Genomic DNA, 19,698 nt, shown 5'->3' on the forward strand with positions numbered 1-19,698 from the left:
GTCGCACAGTTCCCTGAAAGCTATCATTGCGGCTTCTTCAAATGCTGCATGTGTATTATGAATTATATTCCTGCGGGATGTGTCGTAATAAAAGAATCCGGTGACAGGCATGTCATTGATAAAACTTTGTTCCTGACATTGCACCAATAATTTCCCGAAATGAAGTGCTTGTGCTTTATAACGTTCTTCACCGGTTGCCCGATACAATAATACAGAAGCAATCGCACCCCATGAAGCTTCCTGATATCCGGTACGACCCCAATCATCTTGGGATGCAAAAGCAAACTCCCAATCTTCTGTAGCGCACGCCAACAGCTTCTTTGATAATTCAGGGTCCGAATCAACCAGTATTCCGGCCGCCTTACATTCAACCGCAGCTCCCAGGAAGTTCTCCCAGGGTACTTTTTGTGCCTGGCTCACATTGTCATCCAGAGTGCCTGCCAGATTATCTGTATAAATCCTCATAACACTCCAACTCATGTGATAACCATCTTCGAAGCGAGTATTCAGTAACCAATCTATACCCCACTTAATTTCAGAATGCATTCTTTCTGACAATTCAGCTAAAGCTTTATCTTTTCGAATCAGTTCTAAATTACTAAGCAGAGCATACACTCCCATGGCTGTACGCCAATACCCTTGCGATAAGTCAGCTGCATCGTGCCAACCTCCATTAATAACCTTCCGTTCATTACCATGAAAGCCGAACCAATCCTTATGACATGCCTGATGAATACCTGGTACATCATAGCCACAACGCTGGCAAAAATAGAAATTCAAGCCACTAAACAATGGGGACAGCCAGATATTCTCTTCAATTGGAAAAGGAAGAGACTCATTCGTACCACATTGTAAACGGTAGGCTCCCTCTTCTCTGAAATTGGAAAAGTCCAACAAATGAAATATTCCGTTCTTAGTAGTATCTGCAACAACCGAACCCTGAAAAGCTATTTTTCCATCAACATCCAGCAACTGGAAATCCTGACAATCCGGATGTCCAATCATAGCAATCTTTTTATCTTCCGGTCTATATCCGATATGTGAAAAAGAGAATTTGCCTGAAGGAAGATCCCACCCTTCAAAATTATCCGTCTCTACTTTCTGGAGCTGGAACCTATCAAAATCATAAGTAATGACCGATTCTCCCTCAGGAGTATGTCCGATTAATGTCTGGATGATATTGAACTTCTTTACTTTATCCCTCTCAAGATGTGGTATCTCCCATAATACATGATTCCATTGTCCCGGAACAAGGTCTTGGACAAAATGGTGCTTACGCGATGTAGTAGAATTATAATCAGTACCTTCGTTCTCCAGTTCCAGAAAAAAACAATAAATAGGATTGGAAGTGGGATGTATATACACCCAGAAAGACAAACGATTGAATTGGGACCAATCCTGAGTTTTTTCAAATGTCCGCCCTACACTGGCATATCCGCCTTGCTCCCCTTTGAAAGAATTCCAAGGAGTACGATTCATAGGAAGCCGATAGTAAGCAGTATCTACCAGAGAAGTACGGAAACGAAGAGAGCGGCGCCCGTCTACAGCATGTTCTTCGGTGTAATAGCACTCGGCAATACCGGTTGCCTGCCATTCGCTGTCTTGCTCCATATCTTCAATCAAGAGTGAATCCAAGACTGGCTTCCGTTCCCATTGCGATAGTAATGAATATTCTGTCCGAACAGGTAATGGGAAACGTTGTCCAAACTCCAGTCTGATACCTCTACCGTTCGCATTGAATATAAAGACAAACGACAGTAATGCCAGTTGCACTAATTTTCGGGTATTATTCATGAAAAACTTTCAACTTTAATATTTTATTCTATATTTATATTCTATTCAAGCTCCTCAGCGCTACACATCGCTCAATTTATTAACGGAACCGAATAGCCTTCTCCGTATTAAGTACGGATTTGGTACATCTTTATATAAATTTTACAAACCAATCTACTTTATTTTCAAAAGTACCAATTCAGCCCCCAACTGCAAGCTTATTTTGTCACCGGTTTTAAGGCTTTGTATTATCTGGTCTGACTGATTAGGAATATACATATCGATAGAGGAAGGTATTTCAGCAAACTCCACATTCACATTTACCGGAGCTACTTCAATATCCTTATGAGTTTTCACATCATACACATTCACTTTGCGGAACAATGCCAACCAATGACTGCCATCTTGCTTTTGAAGCAATGTATATTCAATATCCTTAACCGTTGGATCAATTCCAAACTTTAGTGGAGACAATTCGTAAGATACTTCTTCCTCCTTGACTATCGACAGCAGATTCTTCAGTGCCCGGAAAGATGGCTTAGCACTACCATCTGCACGTATCAAGCCATAATGCATATTCATATCATCCACTACACCGGCCTTATTCCAATCCAGAAGTTCATAAATATAAGTCCGGGAAACCCCTGCATTATAATATACAAACGGCAGATGAACATGATAAATAGCAGCGGCCTTTTCCGAACATCCTCTAAACTGATTGCTATTCTCATAATTATGATAACCAGCTTCTGTTATAATCAACGGTTTCTCACCGCAAATGAGTCTTGCCTTACTGATTGCCACTTCCATACGTGTCCCCCAGTAATTACCAAAATCCTGATTCGTAGGATGTACCCCCGAAGCATACAAATGTAGATTACCAAAATCCAACTGCGAAGAAAGATTGCCTAATCGCGAAGGGTTGTCAACGTTCTCCGCTAAAGCAATCCCCAATACAGGAACCTGTTTTCCCGGAATAGAGCGTGCGGCAGTGAACACTCGTTGTTGTTCATTGCGGGCATGCTGCTCCCACTCACCAGGTTTCTTATTGAGGTCCGGTTCGTTGACCGGTTCTATCCCCCAAAGCATCTGTCCAAAAGCCCCGGCACGTTCCACTGGATCATCCACTACCGGATCACCACCAAAACAGATCAGTAATAGATTAATTCCATACTGTTCCAACTCTTTACATCTGGTTAACGGAGTATCACCTGAGTTTCCACCCCAGATATTACCATCACGAATATGTTTGACGCCCAGTTCCAATAAACGTGGTTTGAGCATGCCTTGGAAATCTGCATAATTTGTATCATAGAAACCAATGTGAGTATTCACTCCTATCGAGTTAAAGAAAGCAGATGCACGGGTGGGCATCACTTCATTCATGGAAGGAGAACTACCATCTACCAAACTACCATCTTCACATCGACAGAAAAGGAAACCTAAAGCCAAGCAACCTGTCAATAATAAGTGTTTATTCATATATTCCTGCTTTAATCATGTTTATTTAATCTTTTTCAACCCGCGTAACCCTTCTTCACCAGTGGCCTCAACAATACTGATAGCTGCTCCGCCACTTCGTGCCAGTTTCTGTTTGAGTACACTCTTATTGGTAACTACTGCTTTGAAAATATGATAACTCTGTGGATTCTTTTCCCAATCAGCATCTTTTCCATCTTCATATATAGTTGCAATGTACTTTTTTCCATCAGGCAAGAAATCGAAAGGAATAGTTGCTGTACGTGCATTCTCATCAGTAATAGCACCAACAAACCATTCATTCTTCCCTTTTGCTTTACGGGCAATCGTGATATAGTCTCCCGGTTCAGCTTCCAGAATATCCGTTTTATCCCAGTCTACTGCAACATCCTTAATGAATTGGAACGGTTCAGGATAACGTTTATAATTCTCTATCAAGTCAGCAGCCATCTGTATGGGGCTGTATATGGTAACATACAGTGCTAACTGTTTCACCAATGTTGAACTACGCTTACGCTTATTCGAACCGTAAGTCGAAAGATCACCCTCAAAGATTCCGGGGGTATAATCCATAGGTCCTCCCATCAGACGGGTAAATGGCAGGATAGTCGTGTGGTCCGGACGAATACCATCGTTGAAAGACTCAAATTCAGTGCCCCGTGCAGATTCCTGAGCTATCCAGTTAGGATAAGTTCTGTACACTCCTGTAGGCCGCACCGCTTCATGAGAATTCACCATGATTTTATAATCGGCAGCAGTCTTTACCACATACAGGTAGTGATTCACCATCCACTGGCTATCGTGATACTCGCTACGTGGAATAAGCCGTCCTACATATCCTGTTTTCACAGCATCATAACCATTATCTACCATAAAATGGAAAGCATCATGTAATTGCCTTTCATAATCGGAAGCTGTGGAATAGGTTTCGTGATGCATTATTATCTTTACTCCTTTGCTTGAGGCATAACGGTGCAAACCCTCCACATCAAAATCAGGATATGCCTTGGTAAAACTGAACACACGTTCTTTCAAGTACCCTCCTCCATTCTCCCAACCTTCATTCCAGCCCTCCACTAATACAGCATCAAAACCATTTTCAGCAGCAAAGTCGATATATTCCTTCACATGGGTTGTATTGGCACCATGATGCCCGTGTGGTGTCAGCTTTGTATAATCCGTTTCACCGATTACAACATCTTGAGCATCTGTATAAGTCCAGGTAGAACCTCCTCCCGTGAAATACTCCCACCATACCCCCACATACTTGCAAGGTTTAATCCATGAAGTATCCGTCAGTTTGCACGGTTCATTCAGATTCAGTATCAAGTTAGATGCCAATATATCACGGGCATCATCACTGACCACAATGGTTCGCCATGGAGTCGCACTACCGGTTTGAATATATCCTTTTACTCCCGCTTTATCTGGTGTCAAATGCGAAGTGAGTGTGAAGGTTTTATCATCCACATTCAAACACATGGCAGCATAATTTACCAACGCCGCTTCATGAATATTAATATAAAGTCCGTCAGTCGATTTCAGCATCAACGGAGTCTGGATGACCAGTCCCGGTGCGGGAGCTTTTGCTGCTAAACCCTCCTTCCTTACATCATCCATCAAAGTAGATATCTGAGAGAGTGAAGAGGTGGAAATCGGATACTCGTTCGAATCATAGTCAGCCGGAATCCAGAAAGCCGTATGGTCTCCCGCCAGACGGAACTCTGTCTTTTCATCCTGAATCACAAAGCACCTCAAACCCGGCTGCACAGGGAACTCATACCTAAATCCCAGTCCATCATTGAACAAACGAAAACGGATATTCAATTTTAACCTGCTCTCTTTCTGTATGAGTTGCACCAGCATTTCCTTATAATGACTTTGGATCCGGTTGTTTTCTCCCCAAACGGGTGTCCAATACTCTTCTTTTGTATCATACTGAATATTATCAACCTTGAAACCAGCATCCATCGCTTGAGAATCGTTGATAACGAATCCCATCCCACCCTTTTTCAAAACCGCCTTATTCTTATAGTCAAGACTATAAATTGGTGTACCATTATTATTGACATCGAATGACAATTTCAAGTTTCCATCCGGTGAGTCAATAACCCGCCCCCAAAGTGAGGGCAGGGTTAAACTTAAAATGAATAACGCTATAATCTTTTTACCTATTCCCATAATCATATCATTTAAAAAGCGACTTGTATGGCAGGAGCATAGTTCAGTTTTGCTTCAGAAGCATCGACCTGTGCACCTACTCGGAAATAAAATTTAGTTCCCGGCTTCAGAAGATGTTTGTTTGTAGAAATGGGAATTGACAATTTGCATTCATTGCCTGCCACATATCCACCGTCTTCCGGATTGGGCCACTCAGCATACAATTGGCGCATCTGTTCTCCCACCTGTTGGTTTTGATGTGCGTACAGACCAATTCTGGTAATTTTATGCCCTGTGGTTTTCTCTACTTTTGCGGTAGCCACCACTTCATCCCCTTCTATCTTAATCTGTACATCTTTTATCCTCAAGTAAGGGATTACTTCGAAATCATAAGTAGTATTTCCTTTAATGGTAATTTCCACAGGTTCTGTCGCAGGGAAGTTAGCACTCCTAATCTGTATCGTGTAGTCATTTGCAAACATCATTTTGTTAGCATACGTACCATCATTCTTTATCACCATATATTGCGTCAACGGATTGTCATATCCGTGCTCGATGAATTCAATTTGCGTACCACGGATAATATCCTGTTCCACCAACTCACCGGTTTCTTTATCGATGATTCTACCCGAAAGGGTAGCGTCCGGTCCGTCGTAATTATCCAGTTCACATGAGTGCAATATCAAAGCACTCATTGCTATAAACAAAGTTTTTACAAATATCTTTTTCATAATTTCTGCTTAATAATTTTAGATCTTAATAGAGGGGATTCTGGGTGATACCTGTAGTTTCAGTACCAGGAATCCATACATAATAAGCTTTCGGTTCGAAGAACTTCATCCCATCCCGGGAAATCAATTTACGAACAAATATATACTGAGGTTTCTCCCCACGGAGGTCAATCACCGGCATCAGAGCAAGCCTTTCCCTACCATTAAACTCCTTCTGATATTCACGACGGCGCATCAAATCCCAGTGTCTACGGTTCTCAAAGGCAAGTTCTACCCTCCGCTCACGCAGCACATTGTCCAGTGTCAACGGTATATCCTTCGTATGTCCGGCACGTTTTCTCAGTGCATTGATAGCTTCTGCTGCTCTGGTTTGCGCTCCATTTGCCGAATAATTACTTTCTACTACAGCTTCGGCATAGTTTAGCAGGATTTCAGCATAGCGTATATCAATGTAACTGGTAGTCGACTCAAAGAATCGGGGAGCAACATCCGATTTTTCATTCAGGAACTTCTTTCTCAGGAAACCGGTACGCGTCATATTCGGATGATTCTCAAAACCTGAATATTCGCTACGAACCGATGCTCCGAAGGTATAGTACTTCTTTCCGTTGGGCATGGTGTATGAATCTTCAGTCTCTGTAACATAACTTCCATCTGGTTTTATCATACCACCTTGAATAATGATGGTGGTATTCTTCCACTGACTTGAAGGTACAATCAATGTTCCGAACAAGCGGGCATCCTTTCCTTTGAATATATCCATCGGATTGTCGAAGTGCAAATATTTTCTAGCAGGATTATAGCCTGAAACATCACTAAGGTCTCCATCTTCAGTTGTTACTATCGGTGCACTATGCCCCGGATTATCATAGTTTTCATAAAGATCTGCCAAATCGAGAGTGGGGTTCGTACGTCCCGGATAAGAAGCACCGTTAGCTGTTTGGTTCGGATTATTCCAAAAGTCTGTACTGTGCCCTCTCTCAGCACCGGGTTGTGCATACCCTTTTGCAAAGATCACCTCTTCAGGAGCTGTAGACGGATCTTCAAATATTTCCTGATAGTTACGAGCAGCCTCTTCCGGGTTGGCTGGATTAGGTTTGTGCAGTGAATAGGGACTATCATTCATCAGAGCTTCGGATGCCTTGATACAGGCTTCGTAATACCGATTGGCATCATCCGCTGTCATACCGCCTACATACCCTTTGTCTACTGCCTCTCCCGAAAATGGATATTCATTCCAATATTTAGCTATGGATGCAGCATGCAGAGCTGCTCTTGATTTATAGGCATAAGCCGCCCATACTGTTGCCCGACGCTGATTATCAGACCATGATTGAGGAAGATTTTCGATAGCTTTATCAAATAGTTCGAGCACATAATCCCAACTCTCTTTCTCTGTAGAGCGAGGCACTTTCAGTATTTCCACATCACCTTCATACTCCTGCAACTCTTTCACCAAAGGTACTCCACCATATCTTCTCACCAATGCAAAGTAATTATAAGCTTTGATAAAAGCACACTCACCAATCAGTGACTTCTTCTCCACATCCGTAATATCCAAAGTCGGAATAGCAGCTTCCAGTACATTCACATCGCGGTTCAGCTTATAGCCACCGTTCCACCACTGATACATATTGATATCCCAGCCAATAAACATCCAGTACTCGGAGCTTACGGCCTCATCCGTGTAGACAGAAGGGTTGATTCCAAAATTCTGGGCACCATTGTAATTGTAATTAAAGCCTTTATCCTGGTCGAACGTAAAGTCCTCAATCGGTAGCTGATAATAGAGATTTGCCATATAAGCCTGAACACCTTTCGGGTCACTAAACAGGCGGTCGGCTGTTACCTTATTTTTGGGCTCCAAATCCAGGAAGTCCGAACAACTACAATTCAGGAGAACCGTCAGAGCCAGTAATATCGTTATTTTTAGTTTCATAAATTCTATTCTTTAAAATGACACATTCACTCCAATGTTATAACTCTTCATTACCGGATAGCTGAAGCCACAACCATAGGCACCTTCTATTTTTTCCGGGTCGAAAGGCTTCACAAATGAATCGGCAAAAGTAAACAGGTTATATGCATCTACATAAACGCGTACATCAGCCAATCCGGTCTTTACCAACAGACGCTTTGGTATAGTATATCCGATTTCTATATTCTTCAGGCGTAAATAAGAAGCATCTCTTCTCCATATCTTACTTTCTTTGTACATACTACCCACCTGCCCCGAACTGCTGGCTTTGCTTGCGGGCCATTTGCCCGGAATCCACTCACTGTTCGGATCATAAGGGTCAGCACGATGCCATCTGTCGTAGAAATAGGTCGGCATATTGGCTCCGTTCAAAGCCATGATTTCACTATAAATTTCCGTAAAGCGCACTGAATATTTACCTGAACCTTGTAACAAGGCATTGAAGTCAAACCCTTTATAGGAAGCATTCAATGTAATACCATAGTGCATCTTAGGTTGTCCGGTCCAGAATAAAGGTTGCAAATCGTTATCATCGAGCAAACCGTCTCCATTGACATCCTCATATTTGAAGCTACCCGGCAATTCCTGAATATTTCCCTGGTCTCCATTCTGCAGAATATAACTGTTGACATCATCCATATCCTGGAATTGTCCTACCGGTACAAAGCCCCAACTCATATCATTCCAACGATTGGAACTTCCATTTCTCCACTTCTCCATACTGCTTCTGAAAGGGGCACGTTCTACATAGCGATTCATTGTACGGGCAAAGTTCATATTAAACTTTACACCATAATGAAAACTACCGATACTGTTATTATGAGAGACAGAAAGGTCTATACCTCTCACCCGGTCACTGTTGATATTCTCATCAGGCAATGAACCTCCAAATGTATTGGGAAGTGAAAGATTACGTTTGGCCAATAATCCTTTACGGTCGCGTTGATATAAGTCCATCTCAAAATTGAGCAAGCCTTTGAACAAGCCTACATCAATACCTATATTCAGTGTTTTCGATTTCAACCACGTCAGATTCGGATTAATAATGCCGGGCGAAGCTGCTCCACCGGTATAAACGCCATCTACAAATGAATATCCGCCTCCACCAGTAGTAGAAAATCCTTGTACATACTGGAACGGCTCACCCGTATTTTCACCCACCGTACCATAAGATGCTCTCAATTTCAAGTTATCGATAAACGTCAGATTATCCTTAATGAACTTTTCTTCTGAAATACGATAACCCACTGACACTACCGGAAAGAATCCCCATCTTGCACCTGGAGCATAGCGGTAAGAACCATCTTCCCTGAAGGCAAACTCCACCAAATAGCGGCTCATATAATCGTAAGTAAAACGCCCTATATAGGACATACTGGCTTCTTCTGTTTCGTAACCGCCATTCTTCATGTTGTTGACACTTCCCTGATCTACCTGATCATTAGTGTAGAAATCATAATCACGATGCAAACTGGAATTACGATACCAATACTTACTCTGCTCATAAACCAATGTAACCCCTACATTATGACGTTTGTTGAACAATCGTTGGTAGGACACTTGTGCCTGCAATACCAATTTATTATGATCGTCATAGCTATTGTTAATATAAGCCGGAGCACCAATTGTCTGTTTCAGATATGTATCTGTTTCGCTGGCATAGGTAAATACATCATACGAACGATGTGCATTCTTTCCCATATACATATTACTGTCATAAGCACCGGTAGCCTTGATTTGCAGTCCTTGCACGAAAGGTACGTCATACTTTACAGAAGCGGTTGTCTGAAGTGCCTTGTTATTGGTCTGACTATACCCTACGATATCCGGGTCGGACATGGCTACCGGATTATTGTCCAGAAATACTTTGGAAGGATAATCCGGATTGTTGTTGGCAAAAGGGCGTTCAGTGGGCCAAGCTGCACGCGTAGCTTTAAAGATATCAAAGAAAGTAAATCTTGGTGTTTTCTTTGTATCGTAACGTCCGCCAATCAACACTTCGGCTGTCAGGTGTTTACTCAATTTAGCACTCAAGTTACTTCGGAATGTATACTTTTCATAATCGAAACCATCGTTCTTCACAATACCATTATCGGTCAGATAGCCCAGACTAAAGAAAAAGTCCACGTTTTCGCTCCCACCGGTCACCGAGAAATTGTGTTGCTGTTGAAAAGCGCTGCCTTTCATAGCTTCGTCATACCAATCGGTGCTTTCGTATCCGGGTGCTCCCTCTTTCCATTTCATCAACTCTTCTTTCGTAAGGATAGGTTCGCCACCTGCATTGATACTTGCCTCATTCTTAATATCCATAAATTGTCCGGCATTCATCATTTCGGGTACATCCGTAGGTTTCTGCCAACCGAACACACCACTATAGTTGAAACGTGGCTTTCCTTTCTGTCCTTTTTTAGTTGTCACAAGAATAACACCGTTTGCAGCATTCAGACCATAAATGGCTGCCGAGGCATCTTTCAGGATGGAGATACTTTCAATATCTGTCGGATTCAATCGTTGAAATTCACCTGAACCGTCACGGGGAATACCATCGATAACATACAAAGGTGTACCAAATCCACGGATACTAATCATATTATCAAAAGATCCAGGCTCACCGGACTGTTGCCTGATTTGCAATCCTGCAACTTTACCTTGCAGATTCTGTGCCAGACTGGAATGTGTCGTCGTGAGAATCTCATCTGATTTAATACTGGCAATAGCACCGGTCAGATTTCCTTTTTTTTGTGTGCCGTAACCCACCACCACTACTTCATTCAATAATTGTGCATCTTCCTGAAGCACAATATCGAAGTCCGTTTGATTTTTGATTGGAAACTCCTGAGTAGCATAGCCTACATAACTGACAACCAACGTTGCCTTAGGGCTTACCTCCAAAGAGAATCCACCGTTAACATCAGTAATAATACCGTTCGATGTTCCCTTTTCCTGGATAGAGACACCAATCAGGAGTTCCTGATTCACGTCAGAAACGTGTCCCTTCACTCTTACTTTTCCTCCTCCTTGCGCATATAGTACTGCCGAAGAAGAAAAGACGATCATAAAAAGAAAGCATAGTAGCTTTCGAGAAAAAACCTGCTCTTTCCGCATAATACTAAATTTAAAATTTAACAGCAAAATTTACTGATGGCAAAATTAGTATGTTACAGAACAGCAAAGAAGCAATCAATGCATGATACAAATAGTTAAAAACGATATATCTCTATATATCAACAATATACATCATTTCAAAAGAGATTATATACAGATATAAATATCAGTTATAAGCTCTCTTTATCCGCATAATATAGTATTCAAACTCTTCTTTCGGAACAAGTGATTTGGCTTTTATGCGAGTTTTATATGCATAAATGGTATTGACGGAAAGATTGAGGAACTGAGATACTTTTTCGCTGTTTGTAATCCCTAATCTTATCAAAGCAAATATACGAAGTTCCAGAGTCAGCGCATTTTCTTCGTCCAACTCAACTTGTTTGTCTTCGGGAAAAAGCTTATTATACTCGCTGACAAAATCCGGGAAAAGCATCAGGAAAGTCTTATCAAATGACTGAAACATGTTCTCCCGTTCTCTCTTCAAGTCAAACTCTGTATGAAGTCCTTTAATAGAGTCATACTGGCGGACAGAAAGTTTATGATCTATTTTCTTGAGAATGGATTCTATCTTATTATAATAGTCGGATTTACTATATAAAGATTCTAAAATATACTGGTCTTTAATAGCATCAGCTTCCTTCAGATTTTCATAAGCTGTATTCAGTTGGTCGCTCACTGTCTGTAGCTGGTTAAATTGTTCGCGGATTATCTTTTCTTTCTTTCCCAACTTTTTGTTTATCTTATAATAGAACCACAAACAAACCGATAAAAGGGTGGCAAAAATACAAACCAAAACTAACAGAATTATAAGTTTGTTATTCTGCCGCGCTACAATCTCCATATTTTCCTTATCGATAATAGGTAATACGGCATTGATATCTACTTTCCGATGCCGGGCATTATAGAAATTAGCATCTTCAAGTGAGGCATGAATATATTTGCTCGCCTTTTCTATATTACCCAGTTCATAGCACCAAATAGCTAATGTTGTTTTAGAAGCGGTTTCTGTTATTCCGAGCCGAATATCTGATATAGCGGATAATGCAAGGTTATAAAGAGCCGGTTCGCTATTCCTATCCCCCATATACAACGCCCCCAAAATCGAACTATTTATAGCCAATTGATGTAAATTACGGTCTTTCGGGTCAGTTATTCTTTCATAAAAAGCAATCTTTTTCTCAGACGGTATATCAGGGTTTGTATAAGTTTTCAGTGCCAATACATTATTGTATTCATAAGAACCTTCAGGCAGAATCAATAGTGCAGAATCACAATATGCCTGACAAAGATTTACATACTTCCTATGGTACGGTTCTTTCATATTCTCCCTGGCTAGCTCGGAATATAACCTGCTCATCTGATCATAAAATATTTGCTTCTGTCTGATTGACATTCGGGAAGTATTTATCTCTTGCATAACATCAATGGCATCCTTAAATAATCCGGCAGATATAAAGCAAAACAATAAATTAGATTTAGCAGATTCCATCAACTCATCATTCTTCAATAGCTCCGCCTTTTCAATTGATTTTTGCGCATAGACATAGGCAGAATCAAACTGGTAAGAACTGTACTCATTGTATAATTTATCGCAGATGAAATATTGCTCATAAACACTACTTGCAACGAATAAACTTTGCTTCAATGTACTTATCTGTTTTTCCTTTTCCATCCGGTATTCCATCTTTTTGCCCAATTCAGAATCCAATATAGTAAGAATAGAGTCTGTCCGAGATGCAGAAGCCGTAGAAACGAATTGTACCAGTAATAAAAATAAAAACATTCTCATAGTATCTTCATATTTAGCATACGTTCAATAAATTATATTCGATTGAGTATTTACAAACCAATATAACAGTGTTCATCTATGACAAAATTACAGAGATATTCTATATAGCAGATGATTTTTATAAATTATTTGTTTCTCAAATGAAGAAATACATAATATTACAATAAAAAAGGGAATCAACTTTCATGGAACAATACACATTCCTTTATAGCTTTTTCGATAAGTTTCTTCGCAGCAGGCCTGCACCCAGGGAAAAAAGATGTATCAAAAACCCCTTTCTTTGAAGTTTTACGCCAATTCCCGGTGATACGGCCTTGATGGAGAATTACAGATTGAAATATACCAAAATTATTATAAGCATACTTCGTATGCGCTTCCTTTATACAGTCTAAACGATTTTTGTAACTTACCAAGTATTCATCAAACGGTGGAAGGAACTGGAATACATTTCTTTCATCAATCTCCACTTCTCCTACAAGCCCGGGCGAAGAAGCATGTATCAGCATTTCACGGTCGTTATACCGCTCTGTTATCATTTCAGTGCCAAGTGAAGCGATGGCATTACGCGCTTCGCCTATATTCAATGCAGACCACCAAACAAAATCTTCCAGTGTGGCCGGACCGTGGCTCCTGAAATATCGCCGTGTAAGTTCTGCAAGAGCCTCCTCATGGGAGAGCTCGATGGCATCCGGAATTCTTTCACAGGTCAGTGCGTAGGTATGCTTTCCGTTCTTCTCGATGCCGCTGCACACGGTACCGTCTGCCTCGCCAAAACTCAGATACATTTTCACGATGGGTTCATCGAGAGCAATGCCCTTTGAGTGGAGTTGTTCAAGAACTTCCTGGCTCGTCAGGTGTTGTCCGCTCAACACTTCTTCTATCTGGGGCTTACTGCGGAGGAAGTCTTCTTCAGTCAGACTGAAATGCTTGGCATAAAAACGAAATTTAGACAGCAGACCTTTAGTGGATAACCCCGTCATCCATTTGATGTCTCTACCGGGAATGTAATGCCACGTGGGACGCATCACATGAAGACGCAAAATCCGGCCCGTATCCAGCGCCTCTTGCACAGCCGTCAGCGAGGGACTTGCAATACGCAACCCTACAGCCCACTTCGCCGCCCTGATGTCCTGTGCCTGCATGGCACCCATCCATTCAACAACTTCCTCCGGCTTTTCAAACCGTGGTCCTGCAATACCCTGTGACAACATTCTTAGTTTAAGCATGGTTCAAATGATAAAATTATGATTTTAGTATCGGACAGCTTTTTACAAAGATAGAGAATATTTTGTGATATCCAACAACGCCCCTATATCCCAACAAGAAAGAGGTTGGACTCTAACAAATAGAATCCAACCTCTTTCAGTTACGCCATTAACAATCTCACCTTATTTCCAGAACGGATTCTGTTCCATATTCGAGTTCAGAGTCAGCTGAGTGGTAGGTATAGGATAGAAATAATGCTTAGCCTCGTAGGTACGCGGTTGGTTGATGGTATTGGAACCAATCATGTATCCATCACTATTAACATCCACTTCCGGATTTTCTACATTCTTCATGTTAGCCCCAAGATAGATCGTAGGATTCTTGGAAGAGTCTAGTAAATCAAGCTTATGCCAACGAATTAAATCCCAATAACGTGTCCAGTTATCGCACATCAACTCACAACGACGGCAACGGCGGATTTCCCAAAGCAAATTACTGACACCCATATTATTAGCCGGATCGGCTTCCGGACTGGTAGTCATAGCGGGCAGACCGGCACGTTCCTGCAATTTATTGATGGAATTATCAAGATCGGCTTGCGTCAATGTTCCAAGCTCTGCCTTGGCTTCAGCAAAGTTCAGATAGACAACAGACAACCAGAAAAGCGGGCAATCTGTATATTGCTTGCCAATACTGTTACGGTCACTTACTGACAATTCCGCCGTATTATCATATTTAGCTATGCCATAACCGGTAGTAGAAGTAAATGCAGCAACTCCGGCACGGCTATAAGCACTACCCTTAAAGCATAATACAGGATCGAGAGTAATCGCCAATCGCTTATCGCGAACAGCAAGCACAGACTCAAGGTTATACTTTCCATTTGCATCTTTTACTGCGGCATCATTGGTATCCATTGTAGTGGTTGCTTTGGGCTTACCATCAAGGAACAGGTAACTGTCGAAAGCATTTTTAGTCATACCGCTGGTACCACTGGTATTTATAGTGTAGTCAATAGTAGAATGCATAAATGTATTCTGCGAATAAGGCTTATAGAATATCATTTCCGGATTGGAGCTGAGCGATATTGAATTATAATTTCCTTGATAGCTCGGATTCAATGAATATCCCTTCCCCATCAAAGTTTCACAAGCAGACACACATTCACGCAAGTACTTCTCAGCACGAGCGTTGTCGGCAGCCTTACCAGCATTGTCATTTGCATTGCGATACTTACAGTAGGTACCTTCGTACAACGTGATGTCAGCTTTCATAGCCAGTGCCATGTCAGCACTGAAGCGTTGCTTGTTGGTTCCCGTAATTGTAGTCGTAGCATAGTTCAGATCTTCAAGGACATTGTCCATTACAATATCGCGATCCGTACGTGGTCCGTAAACCACATCTTTTTCTGCCGGGTCTACAACCGTAGTTATCCACTGTACGTCACCATACATGCGAACCAATTGATAATATTCCCATGCCCGGTTCAAACGTGCCAGACCTTCATAATTAGCTTTAACAGCGTCATCAAGAGAAGATGTTTTCAATCCTTCGATAATATAATTAGCACGACGGATTTCGGTGAAAGGGTCGGACCAATTTGTAGAAGTAGCCACTACACTTGTGTAAGTCCAGACTGTCGACTGATAGTCTACCTGATCATCACTCAATGTCTTAAAATAGTACCATCCGCTACCACTGCCGTTTCCATAACCTGAATAGTTGTTATAGAACGTATTGCATTGGTTGTCAAGATTACTCGTATTACTCCAATATGCAGGAGTATTGGTAAAGGCATCCAAAGGTGCTTTGTCGAGAAAGTCATTACAACTTGTCAAGGCCATCAGTGCCATTGTTCCGTATATGAATAGCTTTTTCATCATTCTTATTGTTTTAATCATTATTATAAGGTTACCTGAATACCGAACGAGAAAGTACGGGTAATAGGTGCCGTACGTCCCCAACCTGCTGAAGTAAGCCCGTCGCCTGTACTGATTTCCGGATCAACGGGGAGATCGCTACCCTTGTAAAGCAAGAAGAGGTTGCTACCGCTAAAGTAGATGCGCGCCTTTTCGATGAAAGCTTTGCGGGTCCATTCCTTCGGTAAAGTATAACCGACAGTTACGTTCTTTAAACGGAGATAAGACATATCAGTCAAGTAACGGCTTTGCGGATAGTAGTTGTTGGAACCGTTCGCAATACCCGATACAGTACCTTTGGCTTCATTTCCCGGATATAAACGAGGATAAGTATTGCCTTGGTTGATATCATAGCCGGTAATTGTTTTCCAGTCATCGCTATAGAACACTCTGTTGTAACTTGATTGATGTTCGTAAACAGCTAAGTCGGCAGAACGCATCATCGGGAAATTCAGAGAAGCAATAGTCCAATCAGAACGTTTGCCTACGCCTTGGAAGAACAAATCCAGGTCAATGCCTTTCCAACTACCACCTAAGTGGAAGCTATATTCGTAACGAGGAAGTGAATTACCGATAACTTTCAAGTCACCATGATCATCAGCTGTTCCTTTTCCACCGTCAATCGCACCACTGCCATCCAAATCTTTGAACTTAATATCACCAGGACCATAGTGGAACGGAGCCCGTTCAAGTGCGGACTGGCTGGCAACGCCTGACTTATAGATCCATGAACCATCTGCATTCTGACCTGTAAAGTCTGATTCTTCAAAATAACGATCTGTTTCGAAGCCCCAAATGTCACCATAAGTCTTGCCCGAAAAATAAGAACTAAGCAACTTAGTATCATTATTCCACTTTGTTACTTTCGTTTTAGAATCGCTAAGATTGAAATTGGCATAAACATTAAATTCACCGAATTTATGATGCCAGTCGAGGTTCAACTCCCATCCACGAGTACGCAGTGTACCTGCGTTATCGTAAGGAGCAGTGGCACCTACACTGTTCGGCAAAACTTGAGCTGGAGCAAGCATATCACGGTTTTCACGTTGATACCAGTCAAAACCTACGGTTAGTTCATTATTCAGGAAACCTAAGTCCAAACCAATGTCAGTAGTGCGGATACGTTCCCAGGTAAGAGACTTCGATACCAGTTTAGGCATATTGTATTGAGTCAATCTGTTAGCATTGGCCCCATTGCCATCTACCCAATAAATATATCCCGTAGCCGATGTATTTTCACGTTGGCTGATCAATTCTTCAAACATATAGTTTCCGATAGCTTCATTTCCAATTTCACCATAGGATGCACGGAATTTAGCATTGCTGATAACTTTCTTCAACGGTGCAAAATAAGCTTCTTCCGAGAATCGATATCCTATAGAGGCAGAAGGGAAGAATGCCCATTTATCATTGTGCGGGAATCTGGAAGAACCGTCATAACGTCCATTCACTTCCAACAGATAGATACCCTTATAATCGTAGTTAATACGACCGAAATAACCGGCTGATGCGCGGGAAGTATGTGACCAGTTTATTTGCTGTCCATCTTGGCTCGCCAAATTCAATTCGGGATATGCTTCATCATACAGTCCTTTGCGATATCCATATAAATAAGTGTAATCCACTTCTTCCGCATTGGCTCCAACCATTACATTCAAGTTATGACTCTTTGCAAAAGTCTTGGCATAGTTGGCATACGCATTCAGAGTCCAAGTATTCTGCTTGGAATTATCACGCCAAATAGCTGAATTACTTTTGGTAACGATATAGCTGGGAACAGGCATTCCTGACCAGTTGATACCATAGACCGAAAAGTCCTCAGAACCACTGTTCAAGTTCTGAATTGCATAAGTAAAATCGGCATTTAAAGTAAGCCCCTTGATAATTTCAGCTTTCAAGAATGCATTCATACGAGTAAGGTCTGTTATTTCCTTACGATCAGATGCTTGTTTACGCATAGCCATGAGGCGAGTATCATAACCATCAATGGTGCCTGATGGAATGAAGAAAGAACCCCAGCGCCAAAGGGTCTGATAAGTACTACTGTAAATATCAGGGCGTTGATAAGCCTTGCGGGAGTAATTGACACGTGCACCTACTTGCAACCAATCATATAAATTCGTAGTCACATTTACTGAAACGTTGTACTTCTTCAACTCATCCGGACGCACCTTCATAATACCTTCTTTCTCATCATAGCCAAAAGAAAGGTAGTAGTTAGTTTTACCTGAACTTCCCTGAACGGATAAGTTGTGACTCTGCGAAGGAGCAGCTTTGCTATAATAAATATCCTGAACATCCCAATCAGCATAGTAATAAGGAGTTCCGTCAATGATGGTATAATCACCGACATTGCTATCGCTCTGATACGGTCTCATTTCACCGTATTTCAGTTTTCTTCCTCCATTCTGTTGTGCCCACTTTTCAGCATAAGGCAACAACTTATCGAAATACATACCAAAAAGTTCGACTTCATATTGGTTGGCATTTGCCTTAGCCTCCAACGCAGAACGAAGTTGTGTGGGAACATCCGAGAAATTCGGAAGGTAGGTTGCTTGATCCCAAGCAAAGTTATTGCTATAATTTATAGTAACCTTTTCCGTCGGTTTAGCACTCTTTGTATTGATCAAAATAACACCAAAGGCAGCACGGGTACCATAAATAGAGGTAGAAGCGGCGTCTTTCAGTACAGAGATACTTTCAATATCCTGCGTATTCAAGAAAGAGATATCGTCCATCGGAACTCCATCCACCACAATCAGTGGATTACTCTTTTCAGAATTGCTTAACGTACCGACACCACGAATACGCATTGAAGCATTCCCGTTGATATCGCCATTTTCTGTAGTAATGCTCAAACCAGGAACCGCACCTTGCAATGCCTTGGATACATCTTGCTGAGGGCGTCCCGCCATAGTCTTATTCAAGTCTACAGTAGTTACCGCACCTGTTAGATTAGCTTTCTTCTGTACACCATAACCTACAACTACAACTTCATCCAGTAATTCCGTATCTTCCTTCAACACGATTTTCATAGTAGGTGTAGCTTTTACTTCCTGAGGCTGATAACCTACGAATGATATTTTTAATATAGCTCCAGTCTTTACACTCAAAATAAACTTACCATCGATATCAGTTACAATACCATTCGTCGTTCCCTTTTCTACCACACTGGCACCGATAATCGGCTCGCCCGTCGCATCTACGACCAAACCTGTAACATTAATAGATTGTAACTGCTCAGTTACTTCCAAGACATTATCCGAAGCAACTTGAGTAGCCATCACATTACCGCTACTTAAAAACAGTGCGCTCATTGCTACTACTGTGAGGAATTTGCTATGTGCCAATCCTCGTTTTTTGCGATCTTCATTCATAAAAAGATTGATGATTTTGTTATTAATTAAATAGTTCTCTCTAAAAAGTTGGGGTAAGGATAGTCAGTTAGAAATAGCTAAGGCTATTTCTCCTGTCAGATAAGTTTCTGTTTCATAGGCTCTTTCTCTATTTATAGGTTTAACTTATATTATATCTCTATTACCATAATTATATATC

The 19,698-nt window shown here is 41.4% G+C and carries 10 protein-coding genes; all 10 read right to left on the reverse strand.

All coding sequences use genetic code 11. The annotated features are described in order from the left end of the window. Window positions 1-1,794 (reverse strand): glycoside hydrolase family 9 protein (locus tag BACCELL_RS26810; RefSeq protein WP_007210692.1); only part of this gene is annotated, 1,794 nt, incomplete at its 3' end. 153 nt (window positions 1,795-1,947) lie between these two features. Next, window positions 1,948-3,255, reverse strand: coding sequence for a hypothetical protein (locus tag BACCELL_RS05840; protein ID WP_044153405.1), 1,308 nt, complete (start codon window positions 3,253-3,255; stop codon window positions 1,948-1,950). A gap of 21 nt (window positions 3,256-3,276) precedes the next feature. Beyond that, on the reverse strand, window positions 3,277-5,433 hold the full coding sequence (locus BACCELL_RS05845) for a glycoside hydrolase family 97 protein (protein WP_157133884.1): 2,157 nt from the start codon (window positions 5,431-5,433) through the stop codon (window positions 3,277-3,279). 11 nt (window positions 5,434-5,444) lie between these two features. Then, entirely contained in the window at window positions 5,445-6,143 is a 699-nt protein-coding gene (locus tag BACCELL_RS05850) for a DUF3823 domain-containing protein (RefSeq protein ID WP_007210695.1), read from the reverse strand. 25 nt (window positions 6,144-6,168) lie between these two features. Beyond that, window positions 6,169-8,082, reverse strand: a complete 1,914-nt coding sequence (locus tag BACCELL_RS05855) for a RagB/SusD family nutrient uptake outer membrane protein (protein WP_007210696.1) — start codon at window positions 8,080-8,082, stop codon at window positions 6,169-6,171. A gap of 12 nt (window positions 8,083-8,094) precedes the next feature. Further along, window positions 8,095-11,178 carry a SusC/RagA family TonB-linked outer membrane protein gene (locus BACCELL_RS05860; RefSeq protein ID WP_044153407.1) on the reverse strand — a complete coding sequence of 1,028 codons (3,084 nt, stop codon included), beginning with the start codon at window positions 11,176-11,178 and terminating at the stop codon, window positions 8,095-8,097. A 214-nt stretch (window positions 11,179-11,392) separates the two neighbouring features. Continuing rightward, window positions 11,393-13,018, reverse strand: coding sequence for a DUF6377 domain-containing protein (locus BACCELL_RS05865; RefSeq protein ID WP_007210698.1), 1,626 nt, complete (start codon window positions 13,016-13,018; stop codon window positions 11,393-11,395). 176 nt (window positions 13,019-13,194) lie between these two features. Continuing rightward, complete coding sequence (locus BACCELL_RS05870; protein ID WP_007210699.1) at window positions 13,195-14,244, reverse strand: winged helix DNA-binding domain-containing protein; 1,050 nt, start codon at window positions 14,242-14,244, stop codon at window positions 13,195-13,197. A 162-nt stretch (window positions 14,245-14,406) separates the two neighbouring features. After that, window positions 14,407-16,104, reverse strand: coding sequence for a RagB/SusD family nutrient uptake outer membrane protein (locus BACCELL_RS05875; RefSeq protein ID WP_022209683.1), 1,698 nt, complete (start codon window positions 16,102-16,104; stop codon window positions 14,407-14,409). A gap of 23 nt (window positions 16,105-16,127) precedes the next feature. Then, a complete protein-coding gene (locus BACCELL_RS05880; RefSeq protein ID WP_007210701.1) occupies window positions 16,128-19,520 on the reverse strand; it encodes a SusC/RagA family TonB-linked outer membrane protein in 3,393 nt (1,130 codons plus the stop codon). Window positions 19,521-19,698 lie beyond the last annotated feature (178 nt).

The organism is Bacteroides cellulosilyticus DSM 14838 (assembly GCF_000158035.1).
GTDB lineage: Bacteria > Bacteroidota > Bacteroidia > Bacteroidales > Bacteroidaceae > Bacteroides > Bacteroides cellulosilyticus.